Origin of the sequence: Phaeocystidibacter luteus (assembly GCF_008933115.1) — a bacterium.
Classification (GTDB): Bacteria; Bacteroidota; Bacteroidia; order Flavobacteriales; family Schleiferiaceae; genus Phaeocystidibacter; species Phaeocystidibacter luteus.
Genome location: NZ_WBVO01000004.1, coordinates 18661 through 41941, shown reverse-complemented (window position 1 = coordinate 41941; position 23281 = coordinate 18661). Strand labels below are relative to the sequence as shown.

23 protein-coding genes are annotated in these 23281 nt (G+C 45.9%); 12 read left to right on the top strand and 11 right to left on the bottom strand.

Annotation, left to right across the window (positions count from 1 at the left end; all coding sequences use genetic code 11):
• The first annotated feature begins 20 nt into the window (after nt 1–20).
• Nucleotides 21–626 (top strand): OmpH family outer membrane protein, encoded by a 606-nt coding sequence (locus tag F8C67_RS06680; protein WP_151667053.1) that lies wholly within the window; start codon nt 21–23, stop codon nt 624–626.
• Nucleotides 623–1042 (top strand): hypothetical protein, encoded by a 420-nt coding sequence (locus tag F8C67_RS06675; protein ID WP_151667052.1) that lies wholly within the window; start codon nt 623–625, stop codon nt 1040–1042. Before F8C67_RS06680 ends, F8C67_RS06675 begins: the two co-directional genes overlap by 4 nt.
• A 72-nt stretch (nt 1043–1114) precedes the next feature.
• Here F8C67_RS06675 and F8C67_RS06670 read toward each other — a convergent pair whose 3' ends face one another.
• Complete coding sequence (locus F8C67_RS06670) at nt 1115–2257, bottom strand: acyl-CoA dehydrogenase (protein WP_151667051.1); 1143 nt, start codon at nt 2255–2257, stop codon at nt 1115–1117.
• 162 nt (nt 2258–2419) lie between these two features.
• On the opposite strand from F8C67_RS06670, the gene F8C67_RS06665 reads away from it, so the two are divergent.
• Complete coding sequence (locus F8C67_RS06665; RefSeq protein WP_151667050.1) at nt 2420–3445, top strand: anhydro-N-acetylmuramic acid kinase; 1026 nt, start codon at nt 2420–2422, stop codon at nt 3443–3445.
• On the opposite strand, the gene F8C67_RS06660 is transcribed toward F8C67_RS06665, so the two are convergent.
• Together F8C67_RS06660 and F8C67_RS06655 are read right to left on the bottom strand one after the other, a co-directional pair.
• On the bottom strand, nt 3418–4125 hold the full coding sequence (locus tag F8C67_RS06660; RefSeq protein WP_151667049.1) for a response regulator transcription factor: 708 nt from the start codon (nt 4123–4125) through the stop codon (nt 3418–3420). The genes F8C67_RS06665 and F8C67_RS06660 overlap by 28 nt on opposite strands.
• Nucleotides 4115–5350: a sensor histidine kinase gene (locus F8C67_RS06655; protein WP_151667048.1), complete on the bottom strand. Its 1236-nt coding sequence runs from the start codon at nt 5348–5350 to the stop codon at nt 4115–4117. Before F8C67_RS06655 ends, F8C67_RS06660 begins: the two co-directional genes overlap by 11 nt.
• Before the next feature lie 163 nt (nt 5351–5513).
• Here F8C67_RS06655 and F8C67_RS06650 point away from each other — a divergent pair, with 163 nt between their 5' ends.
• The 7 genes from F8C67_RS06650 to F8C67_RS06620 all read left to right on the top strand — a co-directional run bounded on the left by F8C67_RS06650 (nt 5514) and on the right by F8C67_RS06620 (nt 12230).
• Nucleotides 5514–5894 carry a DUF1573 domain-containing protein gene (locus F8C67_RS06650; RefSeq protein WP_151667047.1) on the top strand — a complete coding sequence of 127 codons (381 nt, stop codon included), beginning with the start codon at nt 5514–5516 and terminating at the stop codon, nt 5892–5894.
• A gap of 437 nt (nt 5895–6331) precedes the next feature.
• Nucleotides 6332–7558 (top strand): Glu/Leu/Phe/Val dehydrogenase dimerization domain-containing protein, encoded by a 1227-nt coding sequence (locus F8C67_RS06645; protein ID WP_151667046.1) that lies wholly within the window; start codon nt 6332–6334, stop codon nt 7556–7558.
• A 20-nt stretch (nt 7559–7578) separates the two neighbouring features.
• The gene (nhaD, locus tag F8C67_RS06640) at nt 7579–8979 is read left to right on the top strand and encodes a sodium:proton antiporter NhaD (protein WP_151667045.1); all 1401 of its coding nucleotides are present in this window, start codon (nt 7579–7581) and stop codon (nt 8977–8979) included.
• Between the two features lie 142 nt (nt 8980–9121).
• Nucleotides 9122–9826: a MotA/TolQ/ExbB proton channel family protein gene (locus tag F8C67_RS06635; protein ID WP_151667044.1), complete on the top strand. Its 705-nt coding sequence runs from the start codon at nt 9122–9124 to the stop codon at nt 9824–9826.
• Between the two features lie 11 nt (nt 9827–9837).
• Nucleotides 9838–10230, top strand: coding sequence for an ExbD/TolR family protein (locus tag F8C67_RS06630; protein ID WP_151667043.1), 393 nt, complete (start codon nt 9838–9840; stop codon nt 10228–10230).
• A 7-nt stretch (nt 10231–10237) separates the two neighbouring features.
• Nucleotides 10238–11011, top strand: coding sequence for an energy transducer TonB (locus tag F8C67_RS06625; protein WP_151667042.1), 774 nt, complete (start codon nt 10238–10240; stop codon nt 11009–11011).
• Nucleotides 10968–12230, top strand: a complete 1263-nt coding sequence (locus F8C67_RS06620) for a bifunctional folylpolyglutamate synthase/dihydrofolate synthase (RefSeq protein ID WP_151667041.1) — start codon at nt 10968–10970, stop codon at nt 12228–12230. Before F8C67_RS06625 ends, F8C67_RS06620 begins: the two co-directional genes overlap by 44 nt.
• Here the strand turns inward: F8C67_RS06620 and F8C67_RS06615 are convergent.
• From F8C67_RS06615 to F8C67_RS06605, 3 genes are all read right to left on the bottom strand, one after another.
• Nucleotides 12183–13376, bottom strand: a complete 1194-nt coding sequence (locus tag F8C67_RS06615; protein WP_151667040.1) for a hypothetical protein — start codon at nt 13374–13376, stop codon at nt 12183–12185. The genes F8C67_RS06620 and F8C67_RS06615 overlap by 48 nt on opposite strands.
• A 116-nt stretch (nt 13377–13492) precedes the next feature.
• Entirely contained in the window at nt 13493–14164 is a 672-nt protein-coding gene (locus F8C67_RS06610; protein ID WP_151667039.1) for a hypothetical protein, read from the bottom strand.
• A 6-nt stretch (nt 14165–14170) separates the two neighbouring features.
• Nucleotides 14171–14704 carry a GNAT family N-acetyltransferase gene (locus F8C67_RS06605; RefSeq protein WP_170266388.1) on the bottom strand — a complete coding sequence of 178 codons (534 nt, stop codon included), beginning with the start codon at nt 14702–14704 and terminating at the stop codon, nt 14171–14173.
• Nucleotides 14705–14803: 99 nt separating this feature from the next.
• Here F8C67_RS06605 and F8C67_RS06600 point away from each other — a divergent pair, with 99 nt between their 5' ends.
• Nucleotides 14804–15391 (top strand): hypothetical protein, encoded by a 588-nt coding sequence (locus F8C67_RS06600; protein ID WP_151667037.1) that lies wholly within the window; start codon nt 14804–14806, stop codon nt 15389–15391.
• 1 nt (nt 15392) lies between these two features.
• Here F8C67_RS06600 and F8C67_RS06595 read toward each other — a convergent pair whose 3' ends face one another.
• The 5 genes from F8C67_RS06595 to F8C67_RS14425 form a co-directional block, all read right to left on the bottom strand.
• Nucleotides 15393–16772: a TolC family protein gene (locus F8C67_RS06595; protein WP_151667036.1), complete on the bottom strand. Its 1380-nt coding sequence runs from the start codon at nt 16770–16772 to the stop codon at nt 15393–15395.
• Nucleotides 16769–18097: an HlyD family secretion protein gene (locus tag F8C67_RS06590; RefSeq protein WP_151667035.1), complete on the bottom strand. Its 1329-nt coding sequence runs from the start codon at nt 18095–18097 to the stop codon at nt 16769–16771. Before F8C67_RS06590 ends, F8C67_RS06595 begins: the two co-directional genes overlap by 4 nt.
• A gap of 2 nt (nt 18098–18099) precedes the next feature.
• Nucleotides 18100–19767, bottom strand: a complete 1668-nt coding sequence (locus F8C67_RS06585) for an ATP-binding cassette domain-containing protein (RefSeq protein WP_151667034.1) — start codon at nt 19765–19767, stop codon at nt 18100–18102.
• 227 nt (nt 19768–19994) lie between these two features.
• Nucleotides 19995–20936: a hypothetical protein gene (locus F8C67_RS06580; RefSeq protein WP_151667033.1), complete on the bottom strand. Its 942-nt coding sequence runs from the start codon at nt 20934–20936 to the stop codon at nt 19995–19997.
• 273 nt (nt 20937–21209) lie between these two features.
• On the bottom strand, nt 21210–21341 hold the full coding sequence (locus tag F8C67_RS14425) for a hypothetical protein (protein ID WP_262714216.1): 132 nt from the start codon (nt 21339–21341) through the stop codon (nt 21210–21212).
• Nucleotides 21342–21603: 262 nt separating this feature from the next.
• Between F8C67_RS14425 and F8C67_RS06575 the strand changes: the two genes are divergently transcribed.
• Nucleotides 21604–22509: a hypothetical protein gene (locus F8C67_RS06575; protein ID WP_151667032.1), complete on the top strand. Its 906-nt coding sequence runs from the start codon at nt 21604–21606 to the stop codon at nt 22507–22509.
• Nucleotides 22510–23281: the final 772 nt, after the last annotated feature.

Genomic DNA, 23281 nt, shown 5'->3' with positions numbered 1-23281 from the left:
AAATCCGAAAACTACGTTAGATGAAAAACGGCAATTCAATTTTCCAAGCAATCATCGCCATCGCGGTAGTTGCATTGTTCATTCTTCACTTTACTGATTCAAAGCCGGGAATGGATTCAGTTCAGACCTCAACGACGGCATCTGAGAAGCCCGAAAGCAAGTTTGTTTACGTTCGCCTTGACAGCCTTTTAAACAACTACGAATTCAACAAAGAACTCGTTTCAGGTTTCGAAACTAGAGCGCTTTCAGCTGAACAAAATATCATGAAGCGTCAGCAAGACCTTCAGGAGGAAATTGCGGCATTCCAGCAAATGGCTGGCGGATTGAACATTATTGAGAGAAGACGAGCTCAGGGAGACCTCGAGCAACGCCAGAATTCATTCATGATGTATCGCGAAAGAGTACTTCGCGAACTTCAAGCAGAGGAAGATTCGATCAACACGCTAGTAAAAGATGACATGGATATGGTTATCGAGCAAATGCAGCGTGAAATGGGCTTCGACTATGTTCTTCAATATCAAGGAACACTTCTTTACGGAGACTCTTTGCAAGACATCACGGCAGATTTGGTACAGCGTTTGAATGCGAACTATGCACAAACAAATGCAGACAATTCTGAAGAATGAAGAAAGCAATAAACATCAAATGGCGGGTAGCTCGATTCCTCGGGCTAGCCGCTTTTTTATTTCTAGTAGCCTGTGAAGATGATGTCGTTAATGTAGACGACCGCACTCAATGGCTAGGTGCGTGGACCTGCAATGAAAGCTCGGGAGCCTTCGCACCTCAATCGTATACCATTACTATTTACGAGGGCGTGCAGCTCGATGAAGTAGAAGTAAGTGGATTGTATAACCAGGGAAGTAGCTTTACACTTTACGCCAACGTGTACAACAAGCAATTGGTGATACCAACACAAACAGTTGATGGAATAACCATCAATGGCAACTTCAACTTAAACACCTCAGGCACGAGCGCTTCAGTATCCTTTGTTGCAAATGACGGAACAGGAGATGATGAGGTTTCGGGGAGCTTATCGAGGTGATTACATCAGTTTTCAGCATAAAAAAATCCCAACCGCACTGGCTGGGATTTTTTTGTTGAGGTATATCTGAGATTACTCGTTTGCGAGGAAGCGAGAAATAACGATTTTCTGGATTTCTGAAGTACCCTCGTAGATCTGAGTAATCTTCGCATCGCGCATGAGGCGCTCAACGTGATACTCTTTCACGAAGCCATATCCACCGTGGATCTGAACCGCTTCAGTAGCTGCCCACATGGCAGTTTCAGAGGCGTACAGTTTAGCCATAGCCGACTCTTTGTCGAACGGCATACCTTGATCTTTCAACCAAGCTGCTTTTAGCACGAGGTTACGAGAAGCTTCAACGCGAGTTGCCATTTCAGCAAGCTTGAAGGCGATACCCTGGTGGTTGATGATTTCCTTTCCGAAGGCCTTGCGCTCTTTTGCGTACTTCGTTGCAAGCTCTAGTGCGCCGCTGGCAATACCCAAAGCTTGAGAGGCGATACCGATACGGCCACCGCTAAGCACTTTCATGGCGAACTTGAAGCCGAAGCCATCTTCACCAAGACGATTTTCTTTAGGAACCTTCACATCGGTAAACATCAAAGAGTGCGTATCCGAACCACGGATGCCCATTTTCTCTTCTTTCTTACCAACTTGGAAACCTTCCATACCCTTCTCTACGATGAGGCAGTTGATTCCACGGTGTCCCTTCTCTACGTCAGTTTGTGCCATCACGAGGTATACAGAGGCTGAATTACCGTTGGTGATCCAGTTCTTCGTACCGTTAAGAATGTAGTGATCTCCTTTATCGATCGCAGTGGTTCTTTGTGATGTTGCATCTGAACCAGCTTCAGGCTCAGAAAGACAGAATGCACCGATGATTTCACCTGCCGCCAAAGGCTTGAGGTACTTCTCTTTCTGCTCTTCGGTTCCGTATTTTTCTAGTCCCCAGCAAACGAGTGAGTTGTTTACAGACATCACTACGGATGCAGAAGCATCAACTTTAGAAAGCTCTTCCATGGCCAACACGTAGCTGATGGTATCCATACCGCCACCGTTGTACTTTGGATCTACCATCATCCCCATGAATCCAAGCTCACCCATTTTCTTCACCTGCTCTGCAGGAAATTTTTCGTGAGTGTCACGCTCGATTACTCCAGGAAGTAGGTCGTTCTGAGCAAAGTCGCGAGCTGTGTCGCGAATCATCTTGTGTTCTTCGGTCAATTCGAAATGCATATTCTTCTATTTGAGCCTTTTTATGCTAGAGGGTTCATTCCCCTTATTAATTGAACTTCAATTCGGTCAGGGTTTGCAAATGTAGGCTTTTGCGAGCATTTTTACATTGTGATAACAAGCAATCGAACAACCGCAAACGGCACTTGGAAAGTTGTCGGAACGATGTCAGGAACCTCTCTTGATGGGCTCGACCTCTGTGTAGCAGAGTTTACGAGGGAAGGCAACCGATGGACCTTTAGCATCCTCTCTTCCGATACCGTGGAATATTCAACCGAATGGAAAGAGAAGCTGAAGTTGGCCCACACGCTCGAGGAGGGTGAACTGCAAAATCTCGACAAAGAACTAAGTGCCTACATTGGGCAGAAGGTTCGTTTCCACTTGCAAACCAATCACATAACGGATGCTGAACTTGTTGGTTCACATGGTCATACGGTTTTTCATGAACCACAAAAAGGCATCACGCTTCAAATAGGCAACCGACCAGAGGTCCGCGAAGAAGCTGGCTTACCTGTGATTTGCGACTTCCGGAAAGCGGACGTTGAACTTGGTGGTCAGGGCGCCCCTTTAGTACCTGTCGGCGATGCGTTGCTCTTCAATGAATATGACGTATGTCTCAACCTTGGAGGCTTCGCGAACTTGTCGGTTGAAGAGAATGGCCTTCGCACCGCGTGGGACATTTGCCCGATGAACATTGGGCTCAATCACTTTGCCCATAAATTGGGCTTAGATTATGACAAAGGCGGGCACATTGCCGCTTCTAACCCAATGGACGGTCGGGTTTGGCACGCCCTGAATCAACTCCCTTACTACTCGGCGGATCCGCCTAAATCGCTTGGTCGCGAGTGGTTTGAAAAAGAAATAGTCCCGAAATGTGATCGCCTAACACCCGAAGAATCATTAGCCACCTTGTCTGGTCACGCCGCTGTGCAAATCGCCAAAACATTGCAAGATATTGGAGCAAGAAAGGTGCTGTGTACGGGAGGCGGAGCGTATAACAAACACATTATGTCGCTTATTCGTCAGTCCATTTCTGGCGAGTTAGTCATTCCCGACAATAGCATAGTAGACTACAAGGAAGCGCTCCTCTTTGCATTCCTCGGTTTGTTGAAGCACTTGGGGGAGATTAACGTCCTCGCCAGTGTCACAGGCGCGAGGCAAGATCATTCTTCTGGGGTGATTTTTAAATGATTCAAAGTGAACTTGAACCCCACGCCGTGAATATTGTCTATTGAAATTTCGGCATCCGACTTCAGGTACTTTCTCAATCTTGAAATGAAAACGTCGAGGCTTCTACCCATGAAGTAATCGTCGTCACCCCAAATGGCGATAAGAATATCTTCCCGTTTCAAAGTTTGATTGGCATTCTTCCAGAGATAGTGTAACAATTCAGATTCACGGGAAGTCAGCTTGCATTCTTCCGCAGCCACACATAAGCTATATTCTGAAGGAACGAACTCTGAATTGCTTGTTCTGTATTTCTCTACGCTGCTCATCTGAGCATTTCCAGATCGGCGAAGGAAGATATCGACCTTCAAGATGAGTTCTTCGACTTGAAACGGCTTCACTAGGTAGTCATCGCCACCTGTCTTCAATGCGAGAATCCTATCCTCCGGAAGTGCGCGAGCCGATAAGAAAATAATGGGAACATCGGAGTTCACTTTTCGAATCTCTCCGGCGAGGCTTACTCCATCTAAAGACGGAACCACGATATCGAGAATACAGATATCGAACTTTTCATCTTTGAAAAGCTGAAGAGCTCGCTGGCCATCGGCAATCAAACTAACCTCGTATCCGTGCATACGCAGGTAGTCTGACGTTAGGAAACCAAGCGTTTCATCATCCTCTAAATACAGTACTCTAGCCTTCACTTTTAAGTTGAATTTCGATTTTGGTTCCCACGTTGGAATCGAGCAAGGTTACCTTCCCTTCGTGAGCCTCAACAACCTGCTTCACGTAATACAATCCTAGTCCAAAGCCTTTCACTTCCCTATTCACGTTCGACCTATGGAACTTTTTGAAAACCGTCTCACGTTCCTTTTCAGGGATCCCTGGCCCATCATCTTCAATATCAATTACCACAACCCCATCAATACCCCTTGCCGAAACGGTAACACTCTCCGCCCCGTACTTCGCCGAGTTATCCAAGATATTGTAGAAGACATTCTTCAGATGAACGTTGTCTGCCATCAAGGTAAGATCAGACACTTGCGCTAAATCAACCTTGAGGGTAGTGTAATTCGACTGAACCAACTTAGCGACATTCTCAAGTTCAGGTTTGAGGTTGAATTCTTCTAAAGTGAGCGGGAGGGAATTCGATTCAACCTTCCCCAATTCTAATATTCGTTCAACTTCTTGATTCAGCCTTGATGAAGATTGAAGTAGAGCCTTCGTATACTGCACCCCTCTTGGGTCGTCTTGAAGAAGTGGATGTTCATCCAAGTACCCAGCGGCCATTTGAATGGAAGACAAGGGTGTCTTGAATTCGTGAGCCATGGTATTGATAAAATCTCGCTGCATCGCGCTAAACCTGCGTTGCCTGAGTAGGTGAAGAACGGAGTAGGTGTAAATACCCAGAACGAGAAGTAACAGGACGGTCAGTGCAATCCACTCTGCCAGGGAAGATGCGACAAATGCCGACCGACCTGGGAAACGAACTCCGAAGTAGTATACATATTCGTCGAGCGTGGGGAAGTACCCCAAGTCGTCTTTCTTCTTTCCACCCTGGGAAACATACGCTCCGTATACCATTTCGTCATCCTGACAATTATAGATCGCGTATTCAAAGTCCAAATTCACACGCCTCCGCTCAAACTCCACCGATAGGAAGTATTCCAGCAGTTCGGCATCAATTTCTGCTTCGGTGTTTACGGCGTAGTAATTCGGTGAAATGCGTTTTACCGGGTTGTTTTGCGGAAGGGGTTGTCCAGAGTACAGTTCTTTAACAACTTCAAGAAGGGCGATGTGGATATCTTCATCTAGTCGGCTTTGTTCTACTGTAAAAGCTTTGCGCAACCAGAGACCTTGAAGCACGAGCACCCCGGTAATAACTAGAAATCCGGTGATAAGAACAAGACGTAATCGACGATTATCCACGATTCAATGGTACTGAAATTTACGCTCCAAGGTAAAGGCAATTGTTCGGTTAACAACCCATTAACAAACGTTCACAAGTTGTTGTGAAAGGTCTTGAAAGAATTGGGAGAGTTTTGACAAAGAGCCTGAGAGAACCTCAAGCACAAAACATAATTCAATTCTTATGAAGACCATTAAATCTACAATTCTTGCGCTTTCATCTATCGCGCTTTTCGCATTTACAGTTCCCGAAGGAGCCATTGCTCTGTGGACACAAACCACCGTTGACTTAGGTCAGATTGAGCACAACGTTCCCGCCAGCGCAACTTTCGAATTGACGAATGATGGCGATGAGCCCCTCATCCTCACAAATGTTCGTCCCACATGCGGTTGCACAGTAGCCGACTATCCACGCACTCCAATTCAACCTGGACAAACGGTAGAGATTACGGCATCCTATAATGCCAAGAACATGGGACGTTTTAGAAAAACAGTAGCGGTTACGACCAACACAGAGCAATCGACCTACACTTTGGTTTTGCAGGGTGAGGTCGTAGAGAAATAGAACTTGCGATAGAAGCGCAAGCCGAAAATCACTAAACCTGAGCGTTGATTTGAGAGAGAGTTTGGGGATGTGGGTGGTGCCCCTGGGGGACGCTACCCGCGTCCCCACTTTCAATTTACGCATACTTGAACCGCTAAACGGACGGTAAACGTTTACAAACGACTAATTCGTGATTCCCGCACTTTGAGTTTGAGATTCCGAGATTTGGATTTTGAACTCGTAACTTGATCTCCGGGGAGGAGGTGGAGGCCCCTGCCACCTCATCGCCTAGCTCACAAGCTCCGACAAGTTCGGCTTTCCCACCAAAAACGCCCCTTTTTTCATCCCCCCAATTTCCTCTACCACTTAACATGAATCTAACGCACAGGGCTTACCTTTGGGCGTTCCTACCTCAAAACTAGGTTCGAACAAACAGAACTGTTGAAGAATTCATTGTTATGAAAGACCGCCTCAAAGCGTACGAGCAAAAACCAGCCGAGATTGTATTCCATTGGCAAGATCCTGAAACGGAAGCCAAAGGATGGACAGTAATCAACAGCCTTCGCGGTGGAGCTGCCGGTGGTGGAACTCGAATGAGATCTGGCCTCACTGAACACGAGGTTCTCTCACTTGCCAAGACCATGGAAATCAAATTCACAGTTGCCGGCCCAGCTATCGGCGGCGCAAAAAGTGGTATTGATTTCGACCCAAACGATCCGAGAAAAGACGGCGTACTTCGCAGATGGTACGCAGCGGTTCGCCCTCTATTGAAAAACTACTACGGAACGGGTGGCGACTTGAATGTCGACCAAAAATCTGAAGTAATTCCAATCACAAAAGAACTTGGAATCCTTCACCCACAAGAGGGTGTGCTTCAAGGGCACTACAACCCTTCTTCCGACGAAAAAGCACTTAAAATCCGTCAACTTCAAGATGGCGTAAGCCTGCAGGTAAATGACGATACGCTGACCCCAAACCCGAAAGGTGACGATAAGGTTGGTGACCTGATTACGGGTTATGGTGTGGCTGAATCAGTTCGCCATTTTTACGACATCTACGGTGGTGACCTCAGCTCCAAGCGCGTAATTATCCAAGGATGGGGCGTTGTAGCCGCACCCGCGGCATATTACCTAAGTCAAGCTGGAGCGAAAATCGTTGGTATTATCGACCGCGTTGGTGGTTTGATTAAGGAAGAAGGATTTTCATTCGAGGAGATCAAGGAACTCGTACTCGCGAAAACCGGGAACTATCTCGTAGCTGACAACTTGATTCCTTTCGAAGAAATCAACCATAAAATCTGGGAAATCGGAGCAGAAGTCTTCATTCCTGCCGCCGCTTCCCGCCTGATTACAAGTGATCAACTTGAGACAATGGCCGCAAACGGACTAGAAGTCATTAGTTCGGGTGCCAACGTACCTTTCGCTGATAAAGAAATATTCTACGGCCCAATTGCGGAGCATGCCGACAAAACCGTAGCCGTAATTCCTGACTTCATTTCGAACTGTGGAATGGCTCGCGTGTTTGGTTACTTAATGCAAGACAACGCCGAAGTAACCGATAGAGCCATTTTTGAAGATACCAGCAACGTAATTCGCGAGGCTCTTCAGAAGGTTCACGACAGAAGCTCAAGTAAAACTGAGGTTACTGCAACCGCTTACACTATTGCACTAGACCAACTCCATTAATCCCTCAAAAAGCGCTTACCATGTATGTAGCAATGATTGTCGTATTTATCTTGGGTTACGCCGCAATTGCGTTCGAACACCAGATTCACATCGACAAAGCCGCCTCCGCACTTATTACCGGTGTTTTGTGTTGGACTCTCTACGTTCTCGGAGCATACGAGATCGTCGATTTCAGCAGCATCGACAACGCCGTGGTAAGCATACTTTCCGAAAGGTCACACGAAGAGATGTCCCAACAACATCTCATCCTAGAATACGTCACGCATCACCAAATGCTTGAATCTCTCGCCGAAATCGCGAGTATCCTATTCTTCCTGATCGGCGCCATGACCATCGTTGAATTGGTAGACGCACACGAGGGTTTCACAGTAATTACCGACCGCATCAAAACCACGAACAAGGTGAAATTGATGTGGATTATCGCCATTCTTTCATTCTTCTTTAGCGCCGCTTTGGACAACCTCACAACCTCCATCGTGATGGTTTCATTGCTCAAAAAGCTGATTGACGATCAACAAACACGATGGCTCTTTGCAGGTCTGGTTGTTGTCGCAGCCAATGCCGGTGGTGCCTGGTCTCCTATTGGTGACGTAACCACGACGATGCTATGGATTGGCGGGCAGATTACCACGGCTGAAATCATCACCGGTGTAATCCTTCCTTCTCTGGTTTGTTTGATCGTTCCTTTGATTATTCTCTCGGTAAGAATGAAGGGCTCGATCAAGCGTCCTATGCGTCAAGAAACGGCAGACCACTACCTCGACCCTACCACTCCGTTCGAAAGAAACGTGGTTTTTATCGCCGGCGTAGCGGGTCTATTGTTTGTGCCGATCTTCAAGAGCGTCACGCATCTCCCTCCATTTATGGGTATGATGCTCAGCTTGGGATCTCTTTGGTTGCTTACCGACATCCTACACAGAAGAAAGAACGTGGCTTTCAAATCTAAGCACAGCGTAATTGGAGTATTGAGAAAGATCGATACCCCAAGCGTACTCTTCTTCTTAGGTATTCTACTGGCCGTAGGCAGCTTGCAAAATGCCGGACAGCTTACGCAAATGGCCAACTATCTAGACACTTCCATTGGAACAGATGAAGCGGGTGGTGTTTACGGAGTTGGAATCATCATTGGCTTGCTCAGTTCTATTGTAGATAACGTACCTCTAGTAGCAGCATCTATGGGTATGTATCCGGTTAACCCTACAGGATTCTTTGCACAAGACGGACTCTTCTGGGAGTTCTTGGCGTATTGTGCGGGGACGGGTGGTTCAGCTTTGATTATCGGATCTGCGGCCGGTGTTGCGGTAATGGGACTTGAGCGTATGTCCTTCGGTTGGTACCTCAAGAAAATCTCACTTTTGGCTATCATCGGCTATCTAGCGGGAGCAGGAGTTTACATCCTACAGCACATGCTACTGCACTGATTCTCATCAACGATATATTGTTAATATCCTTTGTACACCTCGCCAATCGGCGGGGTGTATTTGTTCTAAGTTTGGGGTAATACGCTAAAGTGCCTGCACTCTGCGTTGAAAGAGCGAGAACTGAACGAAACATCAAAAGAAAATGCTGAACAAGGCTTCTTACTTTTTACAGATATCTACTGGCGCCGACACAGCCTCGGCTGGACCTACTGAGGAAACCGTTTCTTTCTTTAGTTTGATTACCAGTGGCGGAACGGGCGGCATCATCATTATGGCGATGCTTTTCATCCTTGCCATCATCGCCGTTTACCTTTTCTTCGAAAGATTTGGCGCCATCAAAAGAGCCAACAAGCTTGACCCTAACTTCATGAACAACCTGAAAGATCACGTTGCCAATGGAAAGATGGAAGCTGCCCAAGCCCTTTGCGAAAGCACAGATACTCCCGTTGCTCGATTACTTCAGAAAGGCGTAAGCCGAATTGGAAAGAGCATGGGCGACATTTCTGCATCCATCGAAAACCAAGGTAAGATCGAAGTTCAGAGACTAGAACGAGGTCTTCCTTACCTCGCTACAATTTCAGGTGGCGCGCCTATGATTGGATTCTTGGGAACCGTAATCGGTATGGTACTCGCCTTTAAAGAAATGGCAAATGCCGGTGGACAAGTTGATGTTTCACTTCTAGCAGAAGGTATTTATACAGCAATGACCACTACCGTAGGAGGCCTATTCGTGGGTATCATGGCTTACTTCGGATACAACTACCTCACCACCCGAGTAGAAAGTGTGGTATACAAAATGGAGGTTAGCGCAACCGAATTCCTCGATCTACTTCACGAACCACTGTAAGCAGAGGAACTATGAATTTCAACAGAAAATCTAAAGTAAGTGCGGATTTTGCGATGAGTTCGATGACCGACCTGGTCTTCCTCCTACTCATCTTCTTCATGCTTACCTCAACGCTCGTAACTTCTCGAGCCCTCGACCTCATTCTGCCGAAGAGCAATGCTCAAACGGTTAAACGAAATGATGTTTCAGTATCCATTACGGCCGACCTTCAATATTCTGTGAATGGCACGAATGTTTCACAAGCTCAGCTCGAAAACGAGTTGCTCACAGCCGTTGTCGGAAATCCTGAAGCTGTAGTTGTTCTCTATGCCGATGAATCTGTTCCTACAGGTAAAACCGTGGAAGTAATGGATATCGCATACCGAAACAAGTTGAAGATGATTTTGGCAACAGATCCAAAATAACGAGACCATGTCTGACCAAAAGGATAAGAGAAACGGAAGAATCGCGGCCATTCTATTTGCCATACTCACAATGGTGTGGTTGATTTTCTTTGGCTTCACTTACCTCGACCCTCCGCCTGAGGAAGGAATTGCTATCAATTTTGGGTACGACGCAGCAGGAAGTGGCTCAACCTCTTCCGCACAACAGTCAGAACAACCCACACAGCCCGAAGAGGCTCAACCGCAGCCACAAACGCAAACCGCAGAAACTGACGTTGCAACTCAATCGAGTGTGGATGCGCCGTCTATCAACACACAAGAAACGCAACAACAACAAGTTGAGGAGCAAGAACCAGATCCTCAACCTTCTAACCGTCTTAACAGCGCTCTTCAATCCACAAGAGATGGAACCGGCGCAGGCGAAGGTGTAACCGAAGGTGGTGGCGATCAAGGAGACCCTAACGGCGATCCAAACAGTCAGTCTCGCACAGGTAACGGAGGAAGTGGGAACAGTGGCAAATATGACCTTGGTGGCAGAAGAGCACTTCAAACACCTGAGCCAGATAAGGGTTGTTCGGGTGAAGGAACTGTCGTGGTAAAAGTGTATGTGAATCGCAGTGGAACTGTCACACGTGCTATCCCTGGCGAAGAGTCACGTGATGGCACAATTCAAACCAATACATTCGACCCTTGTTTATTTGATAAAGCTCGAAGTGCAGCGATGAGAACCAAATGGCAGGGCGATGCTAATGCTCCCGATGAGCAAGTTGGCTTTATCATCTACAACTTCATCAAGAACTAGCACCTTGAATAAGTTCCAAGAAACGGTAAACTGGCTCTACAATCAACTCCCGGTTTACCAGCGGAGCGGTGGAGCGAACTATAAAATCGACCTTTCTAAAACGCATGCCCTTATGGAGCATCTCGGTCACCCCGAGAAGCGCTTCAAAAGCATCCATGTAGCTGGCACCAATGGCAAAGGCTCAGTATCCCACATGCTCGCTTCCATTTTTCAGGAAGCAGGTTACAAAGTAGGATTATACACATCCCCTCACCTACGCGATTTCCGCGAACGCGTAAAAATCAATGGTGTGATGATTTCCAAAGAAGAAGTCATTGAATTCGTCGACACTCATAAATCAGCTTTCCAAGCCCTCGAATTGAGCTTTTTCGAAATGACCGTCGGCCTCGCGTTCGACTGTTTCGTCAATCATCAAGTTGATATAGCCATTGTTGAAGTAGGCATGGGCGGAAGACTCGACAGCACAAATGTGATTACCCCTGAGGTGAGCGTGATCACCAATATTGGGCTCGATCATCAAGCTTTTCTAGGAAACGACATCGCTACCATTGCCGGAGAAAAAGCAGGGATCATTAAACCCGGCATTCCAGTAGTTATAGGTCAACGTCAGGTAGAAACCACACCCGTATTCCTCAAGGCAGCGGCTCAAAACGACGCTCCTATTTTGTGGGCCGATGAAGCAATACGAACGAATTATTCCACCGACCTCAAAGGCGAGTATCAAGTTCACAATGTTAGGACCGCTGTAGCAGCAGTGCATCAGCAAGAGCTTTTTGAAATCGAAGAGACACACGTCAAGGCAGGGTTGAGAAATGTTGTAGAGAATACCGGTCTACTAGGCCGATGGCAAATCCTATCAACTAACCCACTTACGATTTGCGATACTGGACATAATGCCGACGGAATTCGTTTCATCATTAATCAACTTGAAAACACTCCCCATGAACACCTGCATTTGGTGTGGGGAATGGTCAACGATAAGGATATCGATTCCGTCTTGAGGATGCTGCCGACAAAAGCAACCTACTATTTCTGTAAGCCGGATATTCCTAGAGGACTCGATGCAGAAACACTTCACAGTGCAGCCAAGAAGATTGGCCTACAAGGCAAGGCTCATACGTCCGTGAAAAATGCACTCATTGCGGCCAAAGCCATCGCCGGGAAAGAAGACCTAATCTTCGTAGGCGGAAGCACTTTCGTTGTCGCTGAAGTGGTCTGAATAATACTCGGGAAACAGCACCCTGCTTGTCCAATCTAATTGAACACCCTCTGGATTTCCATGAAGATAACAGGGCTTTTCTTCAGAATGATTCAAATTGAGTTGCATACGCGCTTCCTCAACCTTGAGGTTCTCGTCGAAACGAGATTTCCTGAACAGGAACTCGGATTGATTCAGGTATAGCGACAAAGCCATGACAACCATTCCTGCTAATGGCATTCGCTTTTTCCATCTTCGTTGAAGATTGAAGGACACCCAGACTACGAATAAAAGAAGTGGCGCCATCGCAAAATATCGGGTAGCGTAAATGTTCCCTTCCGGCATCGACCAACGTGTGAGGCTATTCAATCCCCAATACAAGATTAGCACACCTATCAAAAGCCAAAGTCCGTACTCTTTATTCTCCCACTTCCGAGCTCGAATCCAAGGGTGTGCAAGCACATATAGCAATGCTATAAATGCAGCAATTCCTGATAGGAGAGTAAAACGCATAGGGTTGATGTAGAAATAGCTCGTGACCAATCGAACCACATAAACAGACCACACCCAAAAATCAAATCCATCTGCCGCTGTACTTTCTACTCCAGCGAAATCTGTGGTAAGAAGCATCAAACCAATAAGCAATAACGACCACAATGCGATTATCCCCGATGTATACCATTTCGTTTTAAACCAATGACTCAAGTAGAAAACGAAAGCAGCAATGACGACCAAGTTTGCGTTGAAGGTAAATGCACTCATAAAGAGCACAATCATCAAGGTTATCAGTCGGGCTGACCTCACGTATCCAAAGCCCAAATAGGCCACCCACAAAGCAAAAAGAACGGTAAAGGAATGCAAATAGGGCTCCGTCGCCGAATTGAGAAGCGTAAGTGGGTTGAGAAACAGAAGAGGCACCCACAAATCCATCCAACTTCTCTTACCTCGCCACCTTGAAAGCAATTCTAATCCAAACCAAGCACTAACAGCTAGCATGAGTACTTGAACCACCGCATGAAAACCCGAAGTTTCAGCCCCAAACAGAAATGCGAATTCGTGGATGTAGTAGGCAACTCCAAAATGATGAGGCCCGTGCTGTGTAAAGAATCCTGAAAGCGGTTCGTCCGACGCCAACAGGACTTGAACAACATGCCACGCATCGTGCATGAAAAGCCCGTTCCCGATTTTCAGTACCTGAAAAATAGAAATGATCGCAGCTATGGCGAGCACGATGTTCTGCGAGTACCAGAGCCGGGTTTGCTCCCTTAAAAATCGAATGATTCTCAAAACTCGTATGCTCTAGAAAATCTCATTTCAATCCCTCCTTCCGCAGAAAGAACCATTTCGTTCTCCGAAGGGAAGCTCACATTCAATCGCATGGCTGCGAGCTCGAGATCTTCCGACTTCAGCACAATCTCATGTCTATGCCCGTGTACGCTGTAAACCCCATAGATTCGTTTCGGTGAATCCGTTTCAATTATCCACACAAACAGATTATCCCATCTGATTTGAAGCTTGATGGATGGCTGTTCACCTTCAAAGACATTGGATGACGACTCTAACTTCCACAATCCGAGCATGTGGTCGCCCGTAGTTCTGGGAAGCTTATCAATTCGTTTCAAATTGACTTTTACCTCCATCCCATCTTCCATGCGCGTCCAAGTCATTTGATCGCCTTCCAACACTATCGCAAAGGCTCCCGCTTTATCGATAAACCCATTTGAACTCTCAAGACTGAGCATATCATCCTTCAAAGAATAAGTGCCAACTGTGTGTTGCCTCCACCCGTTTCCAGATTCCGTGGTGCCGTCTGCATTGAATCTCACCCAGCGGGCTTGAGGTGTCATGATTTCATCGTTCATTGACATCTGTTCTACCAGCCAAAGTCCTTCAAGATTTTGTCCTTGTAGAATGACACTAAGAGAAGCAAATAGAGCGAGTAGTGCTTTCTTCATACTCGGTTAAGTTTTTATTTCGAAACAAACACAGTTTCTAAGTTCGGTATTGTCGGTCAACCTCGGATGAACAAATTCACCAATCTGGGTCATCCCAATTTTCCGCATAACATTGATAGACGGGAGATTAACGGCAGGCGCCATAGCAACAACCCGAGGTAGCTCAATAACCTTGAATGCATACTCGAGACATCTACGCGCGGCCTCTGTAGCATAGCCTTTACCTTGAAATTCCACCCCAAGTCTCCACCCAATATCGGTAGCAGGGGTGAATTCAGACTCGTAATCTTGGTCGTACAACCCCGTAAATCCAATGGTCCTTCCACTCTCCTTTTCGACTACCGCGAAGTAGCAATACCCTTTCTGATCTAGCAGGGCATTGTTGCGTTGAATGAAGTCGAGTGTTTGTTGTCTCGTGGCCTCATATGGAAAGAAACGCATCACCTGCGGATCGGCGCTGATAGCAATCATTGCCTCCACATCGGCATTCCGCCAATCGCTAAAACCAAGTCTTTCGGATTCGAAAAGAAATTTAGGCAAAGTGTTATAGGTTGAGGTAATCTCCGAGCAAGATACAAATGACAACACTTCCATCGTTGGTCATAAACATCTCGGCATTCTAATTGCTATATTCGAGTTATGAAAAAAATTATCAGCACCTGCCTCGTGTTACTCTCTCTAGCCTCAACAGCACAGCACGAGGAGCTAAGTCAAAAATTGGAGGCTTTCGCTGCCGACCACAGTGAAGACTATGAGAAGAAAACGCTCAATCTCGATGACCCTGAGATTGGCGACATCGAGGAAACCAATTTCACTTTTTCGGAGCGCTACATGTTGAAAAGCAAGGAGCGCGTAATGAGCAACCTGGATAGAGAAATCTATGCGCGTTACTACATTAATGCCTACGCTTATTACGACGAAGCCGAGCGCGACTACGCCATGCAATATTGGCTTCAGAACTTCATTGAAGGCCAGTCGGTACGCCCGGGTCGAGATATTCGCACGTACGACTACGCCACACCTACGATCGTTATCATTAACGAGACCAGCATCATAGTCTTGAACTACGAATGCGCCCTATACGACCGTGATTCTTTCCGCGAGTGGAGAAACAAAATGCTCAACTACTTCGGGGATCCGAATAGCGTTATTATCGAAATCAAATGTGGAGGCCCGCTAGAATGGACTAAGAATCCACCGGATCGTCGAGACCGTCGTTGGAGGTAAATTATTGATCCCAATAAGCGGCTACAAGTCGCTTCTGGCGCTCAATAGACAACAGATATTCCTTCCTGATCTTCAGCCATTCCACGGCTGCATTAATCATGGCGTTTTCACGAGAGTTCACAAGAAACACGGAGCTCTCACCAATAATAAATCTCCGTCTTTCGGCTTCAAGGAGGCGCTCGGACATGGTATATACTTCCAATGATTGCAACCACTGATTCCCCAGGGTTCTTGTCATGGTTTGCATACCAAAGAGTTCTGCCTCTGCCTTCTGAACGGCGTCCTGTTGTTTCAGTTCCGCCTCGCGGTAATAGTTATCCGCAGCCTCAGCATTACCCCGTGCCTTTCTTAAGAACAATGGGATATTTACTTGAACACCCCATTGATATTGATCGGGAATGTTCCAAGCCGCATCTGCCCCCGCCCCTCGCAGGATGTTGTACTTCACACTTATGTCGGGCCACAATTGTGCTCTTGTCCAACGGCGTTGGTTCAAAGCTCTATCCACCTCAACGGTCAACGCTGCAACTTGTGGCTGCTCGGCCAACATGCCGTACATCGTGGCTGAATCAGGCGGCGAAACAAAGTTCAAGGAAGATAAATCCGGATGGTAATTACTTGGGATTTCCAATGGGATGTTCTCTTCCGTCCAAAGCATAGCGGAAAGCTTAGCTCTGGCCTGTGCTGCTGCCGCTTGGGCATCCTGAACTTTTAGCTTTCTGTTGTACCAAGAAATACGGCTTTCAATCGTATCCATTTCGGGACGATCTCCCGCAAGAAATGCACGTTTTGTAAGCAAGAAACGCTCTCTTGCGAGTTGCTCCACTTCATATAGAATTTGGAGTTCGGCCTCCTTTTGAGCCCATTCCAAATAACGCATCATGGATTCGAACTTAACATCACTATAGGCTATGCGCTGCTCGGCCTCTGTTCTTTCTACAATGAGCTGGGCGTCGCGCAGCATGGCTCGCCTTTCATCCCAAATAAGGTCACCACCTACCGGAACACTTACCCCTACTCGCCACAGACCGTCATCCGGCTGGGTCAATTCGGGATTCAAATAGGTTCCCTGAGCGAATGAGCGGTACGCATATACATCCACACCAAGCCACGTTGGTAGATTCAAGCCACCTTCACCGTATCGATAGTACTCGGTATCCTCAAATAATTTCTCTGAGAAGTTTCCCGCAAGCTTCGGGTCAAATGCGCCTCTTGCTGAGGTTACCTTCGCCTCAGCCCCACGCATTTTGTAAGTAAGCGATCGCACAACGGGGTGATAATCATCAACCCATTTCATCACGCTGTCCAAACTCAACGTGTCGGATTGTCCAACACTCAATAGCGTGCTGAACACAAAGACTAGGGCTAGGATATTTCTCATTTCTCAGAGTCCTTAACCCGTTCGACATCAGACTTCTTTGGCTCTATCTTGGTAGGAGCATCGTATGCCTCAGCTGGGAATCCGTTAATTTGACGCCAGATTTCGTACCAAACAGGAACCTCATCCAAGAGGATGTAAGCTCTCGCCCCTGTTCCGAATGGGAGTCGATCAGGCCAATCTTCTGAAGGTCGCAGCAAAACGCGGAACGTTCCATCTGATTCTGGCGTCTGGCTAATAACCGCAACATGTGAAGCATATGTTCCGTAGTTCAAACCAGGCTCCCCGCTAATTGCGAGGGCAGGAAAACCTTCGAACTCGATTTGAGCATGGTGGTTTTCTCTGAGGATTGGCAAGTCCATCGGACGTACAAATACCTCAACCGCGCGGTCGTCGGAAGTTGGGAAAAGCTCGGCAATCGCATCACCTGCTTTAACGTTCTCCGCAATACCGCGAATGTAAATCCTACTTACGATTCCCTCCTGTGGTGCCGTAACGGTGTGGTACGATTGTCGAACCTCGATAGTCGACCTGCGGTTCACTAATTTCGCGATTTCAGCAAGCGCGGTCTCTCGAGAAGAAATGGCTGTAAACTGCTCACTTCGCGCTTTGGCGATGTATTCCGCGTAATCGGCTTCTACACGCTGACGTTCCGCCAAGCTCTGGTTGTACTTGTTCCTTGCAGAGGTAAACTTCGCCTGTGCCTCCTGAAACTTTTGAAGGCGTTGTTCAAGCTCGTATTGACTTTTGATGCCTTCACGGAAAAGCGTATCGGCACGCTGATACTGCCTGCGCGCTAGGTTCATCCCAATTTCAGCAGCCGCGTAATCCGCACTGTCGGTGTGAATCTTGAGATCGAGTTCGCCTCTCTTAATTTGCAGACTTCGTTGCAGGGCTGAAACTTGATCGGCCTGTGCATCGGCTTTATCCTTATAAGCTTGAGCTGCGGAGCGCTTCGCCTCCAACTCTTGATCAATTCGCTGAAGTAGCTCTGGGTCGAAATAAGAAGGGTCGACTTCTGCTAGATAGGCAAGCGTATCGCCTTCAGCAACAGTGTCACCTTCGCGCACGAACCACTTGGTGATCTTTCCGGGAATGGGAGATTGCACATCCTGAGGACGAACCGCCGGATCGTAATTCGTGATGCGCCCATAGCTTGAAATGTTCTGCGTCCACGGAATGAACAACATGATTAATCCGAAGATGGTCAGAACCATTGTCCAGCGCGTGAAGCGGCGGACCGTGCGGGAAACGGAAGTCTTCTCAAACGTATTGAGCACCTCCGGAGCAACCTTATCCTTGATAGGATTTTCTGAGATGTTCAACATGATTAAAAGATCAAATCGTTTTTAATATCTGCTGGAATAGACTTCGGCGTTCCGTTGTAGATCACCTTTCCATCCTTCATGACAATCGCTTTATCTGCACGGTCGATCACATCTTTTCTATTCGATGCGATGAGGATACTTCCTTCTTGTTCAAAGATAGCGGTCATCATCTTCTCGCGTAGACTCTTCTCGCAATGTTCGAGATAATCATGCAGTAGGAGTATTCTAGAGCGGCGCAGAAGGGCACGCAATAGAATTAATCGCTGTGATATCGAGGTTGAGATCAATTCTGAATCTTCTGAAACCACTTGATCTAGACCCATTGGGAGACTTTCGTACCACGAATAAAGCCCAACCTTTTCGAGTCCATCGAGTATTTCGTCTTCGGTTGAGAAGTTTGACCCCACGGTTAGGTTATCGCGCAAAGGAGCTTTGAACAAGGCCTCTTGTCGCAAGTTATCTCCGATTGCACATCTGTAATTGAACGGGTCTAAATGATCTAGCTGAATACCGCTCACCTTCACTTCGGCCATCCTCTCTGGGAGTAGTCCCGCTACAGATGTGAGAAGTTTAGTGCGACCGCTACCCGCGTATCCCACAATGGCGAGTCGTTCACCAGGTTCGATGGCGATGTGTTCGCCTTCCTCGGTCTCGATGGTAACGGCCCAGCTCTTTTCTCTTGCAGAAATGCTGCGTCCTTCGGTGCCTTCAAGCGGGCGTTCGAGTACGGATGCAATCTTCTCGAGAGCGGTAACCGTATCGAAAAGGGGTTCGGCGAGCTTCACGAGTTTGTCGGCGTTGTTCGTAATGAGGATGAACACGATTTCCACGGCTACGAACTGACCGATACTCATCTGCTGTTCAAATACAAGGATACCACCGAAAATCAGGAGCATACCCGTTAGGATGAATCGGAAACCGACTAGCTGTGCGTATTGAAGGATGATGATTTTGAAGTGTCCTTTACGTGCGCCCAACCACTTTTCGGTGAACTTCTTAGTTCGTAGGTCTGGCCAAACGGATTGACCGGCAAGTTTAAAGGTGTTGAGTGCATTGGCCAACTGTTCGAGCCAATATGCTACTTCGTACTTGTGTGAACTCTCTTCCAGGCTGGTCTTCAAACCGCGTTTCCAGGTGGTGCGGAAGATGATAATAACCAAGACGATGACTACGGCACCTGCCACCACGAATAAGGGGTGATAGATGGAGAGTAGAATGAGGGCAAAGAAAATCTGGAAGATACTCGTGGAGGCATCTAACAGGACTTTAGGTACGGCTTTTTGAACGGTAAGGGTATCGAAAAAGCGGTTTACGAGCTCTGGAGGGTTATCGCCAACGAGACCTTTCGGGTGTAGGCGTGGTATGCGGTAACTGAATTCTATGGCGGATCTGACGAAGATTCTTTGTTGGAGGATCTCCGTAATCTGCATTTGGAAAATCTGAAGTATACCGGCGAAAAGGATGGCAGCGAGTACGACGCCTACGAGCACCCACCATGCGGAACTAGGTCGGCCACCCATCACCAAATTGATGATGGCTTGGAAACCCAGGGGCAGTGCTAGTCCAATGGCTCCGTTCAGCACGGCGAAAAAGAGAACGTAGAAAACTTCTCTCTTATCCTGAACTAGGAGTCGATACAACCGCTCTAGCGGGGTGATTTTTGTTTTCATCCAAGCGTTTCATGGTTTGCGGCAAATTTAACATCCACAAATTACGAAAGGTTCATAAAGGACTGTTAATGCGGGGAAAAAGTGCTTATTAAGATTATAAACAAAAATTATGATGTTGTAGAAATGATTATACTTAAGTAAATGGAGAGGGGTGGGCCGAGCTAGCGAAGTTTTGAAGTGGAGGGATGAGACCCTCCACTCCATTTTCCATGGGGATATGCACAAGGCTAGAGTCGTCCAAATCGATAAAGAACTTTCAATCCAAAATGAACATTATCGCTGTGGGAGATTGCTTTATCAAAGCGCGTCGCTCCCTTACTTTCACCTGAGTCTGTCTGTTCGAACAAAAACACTCTTTCCTTCGCGGCTAGATCCTTCAATTGATCTTCTCCATTCAAAAAGTAGGTGTTCCGATTCATTTCTCGGTAGTTGAGATAATGACGATCAAAGCGGAAGGTGAAGCCCAATCCAAAGCCACTTTTAATTTTGTTTGGAAACCAAATGTAATCCATGCCGCAACCCCAATTCACGCCTCCAGCCTTCAAAGTGAAGCTCTCACTAGAATTCACGAGCATGGATCCTGAAGAATTAGTTTCGGAGTAATGATAAGTGTACAAATCATCCATCGACATCCATGAATAACCCAGATAACAATTGAGTCGGAAAAGGTGGGATTTTGGAATATTCCAGCGTTCATGGAACAAGTCCCATCCTCCTTGAATTTGGAGAGAATTCAAGGATAACTCTACGGATCTTGAAGCGCTTTCATCACTACTCAAAGTGGCATAATAAACCCTGGGCTCTTCTGCTGGTACAAGACCAGTTCTAAATCCAAGGCCAAACATGTATCCATCTTCATGACTGAATTGAAGGTTCATGGTTACATCAACTCGGCCTTGTGAACGAATCCAAATCCCTCTGTACTCGTGATTGAAGAGAAACTTAGACGTATCATAAGGAACATGAAATGGACTTTGCAAGAATTCACTTTCCGAAGGCAACTGCTCATTTAGAACAAGTGAACTCGGCCCTACGTCAATTCCCACGTCAATATTCCAAGGATTGTGGTATTGTTGGGAGAAAGCCGCGATGTGCGGGAACACAAAAAGGAGAAGAAGGATTTCAACTTTCTTCAAAGCAAATCCTTGTTTCCAGATGAACCTGACCATGAGTTAAACAAGTTTATTCCACTAATGCTTAGATGAACCAAACACAAGTAAGCGTTAAACGATTATTTCCAACACAGTTTGTGAGCCGCATTGAAATTCCTGTAAAACTCTAATTAAGGTGGTCGAATATTAGAGAGGGTATTCGATTTAGATCTTGATGAAATTTATGACTAATCTTTCAATAATGAGAGAAGTTCATTAAAATTCTTCAACTAGCCCCCCTCACAGACCCCAATTACGCCTATCCAAACCCCTGTATTGAATCTCTTCCGCTTAATGAGAGGCTTCAACACTTTCTGCTTCACCTAGGTCAGCCATCGTGCGAGCTACCTTCATATTCAATCCGACACCCCATTTAATGAGCTCAGCCGTATCCATGATGTTTCTGCTCAATAAACCAAACATCTACCAACAGTCAAATGGTTAGTAGGGAATGACTAATGTATTCATTGAAATCCTGACAAAGGCTTCTTCACCCCCTCCAACAACAAACCATTTTGACCATCCTATATGTGACCTTATTCATTAACAACATCAATACAATGAAAATTCAATTACTTTTATCTCAAGTGCACCTTTTAACTACCCCAAATCAAAAGGATCTTATGAAGGATATACCTACCCGGATTATATGCATATTTCATCAACTTTTTAGCCTAAATTGATTATGTACATTCCAGAATTACTGAACTCATATGGACTTTTCCAAAGAACAAGTAACCTTAACCGCGAAGCTGGTTTTTCTGATGATTATGCTTTGCTTTTGAATCGAGCCACTTCCGCAGTTGTTTCAATTAGACGAATGGAGTTCTTACAAAAGCAGTGTTTTCTAGAGCTTGATCTGTTTGATGACCAAATAGATGACCTGGATGATAGAATAGTCTTTTATTCTGAAAGCTCAGTTGAAATTCAGAATCAAATATCCCCTCTTCTTTCCACACTTAGAATTATGCAAGATCAATTGAATCAAATCCTGCGTAGAAAGTACCCTCATGTCAATTTGCCAAGAAGCATTAACCAAACGATTGAAAGGATCAACAGGTATAATCTACCCACTGAAATAAAGGATTTACTGAAGACATATTGGGGATCGAGCGGTAGTCGAATTCGTGATCTTCGAATTCTAGATCAGCACTATTCCAGTATTGTTGATAAGGTTCTGCTTCAATCATCTCCTGATCGAAGAATATTAATCCTATTTCCTGACAATCCTAAAGAACAATCGAAAGCTCGATGGACATATAATCAAGAAATTGATGGAATAAGTGAACTAAGAATCGGTTTTGATGAGCTTCACCAACTTATTGAGGACATATGCGAATACTGGGAATATCCTTCAAGACAAGTAACTGATTCTGTGAATTTATATCAACTAGGTGACTTAAGACCGTTCCGAAAGAGAACCATTTCACTGTGGTTCTACAAAAGACTAATTGAAAACGGAGACAATAAAACTCTTGACCTTTCTGGACTTCGAATTGGACAACTAGAAGATGGCAGGTTGGAGTTTCGAAAGCTAGCGTTAACAGCTAATAAACTTAACGAGCTTCGCAAACAAATGGGACTTGACTAGGAGCAGAATAGCTAAGAACAAAAACATCTTATAAACGATGTGAATAGCGAACCCTTTTAGACAATATGGCAAAATTCTCCCTTAATCGATATGTGCATCAACATTATCGTCTGTCAAAAAGAGAAAAGGAAAGCATTAACATTAAATGAGGTAAATATCTAAAAGCTTTATTTCTGTCTTCTCAAACGAATAGGGGTGATGATGATATGACACATGCGATTTACTCATGGAACATTTATACCTAACGAATTACTAAATAGACACAAGAGGAACGCTTCAACGGATCTATACTTGCGATCAAAATATAGGAGAATGGATAAGAAGGCGTTTACCTTTCGTGCGAAATCGTAACCTCTCAGTCTTCCACAGACTGATTCCTGACTCCATGAATACTTTTTTGAAAATCAGGTAATTCATCCAAGAAGAAGCCGTCGTATGCTAAACTACTTCTCCTGGCTGAGAGTATCTTCCCCCGCCTACAAAAGCCGCATCGGAAACAGAATTATCAGGAGTAGTAATGTTTTTACTAGTGCTTACAGGGCTAATTGTGAATAGTTTGTTGAAAAGTTCAAACAACCAATCTCATCTCCTTAAACCTTGTCACTATATTAGCCCATGTAACCAGACGAAGCTCGGATTAATTTAATGCGACCACTTCGTATGTTTACGAAATGCATAATAGAGAAGTTGTACGGGACGAAGTGGTGTAAAACCGTAAACGTCAATTATGTATTATTACGCAAACGGTGAATTCTATCACCGCCTTTCCCAG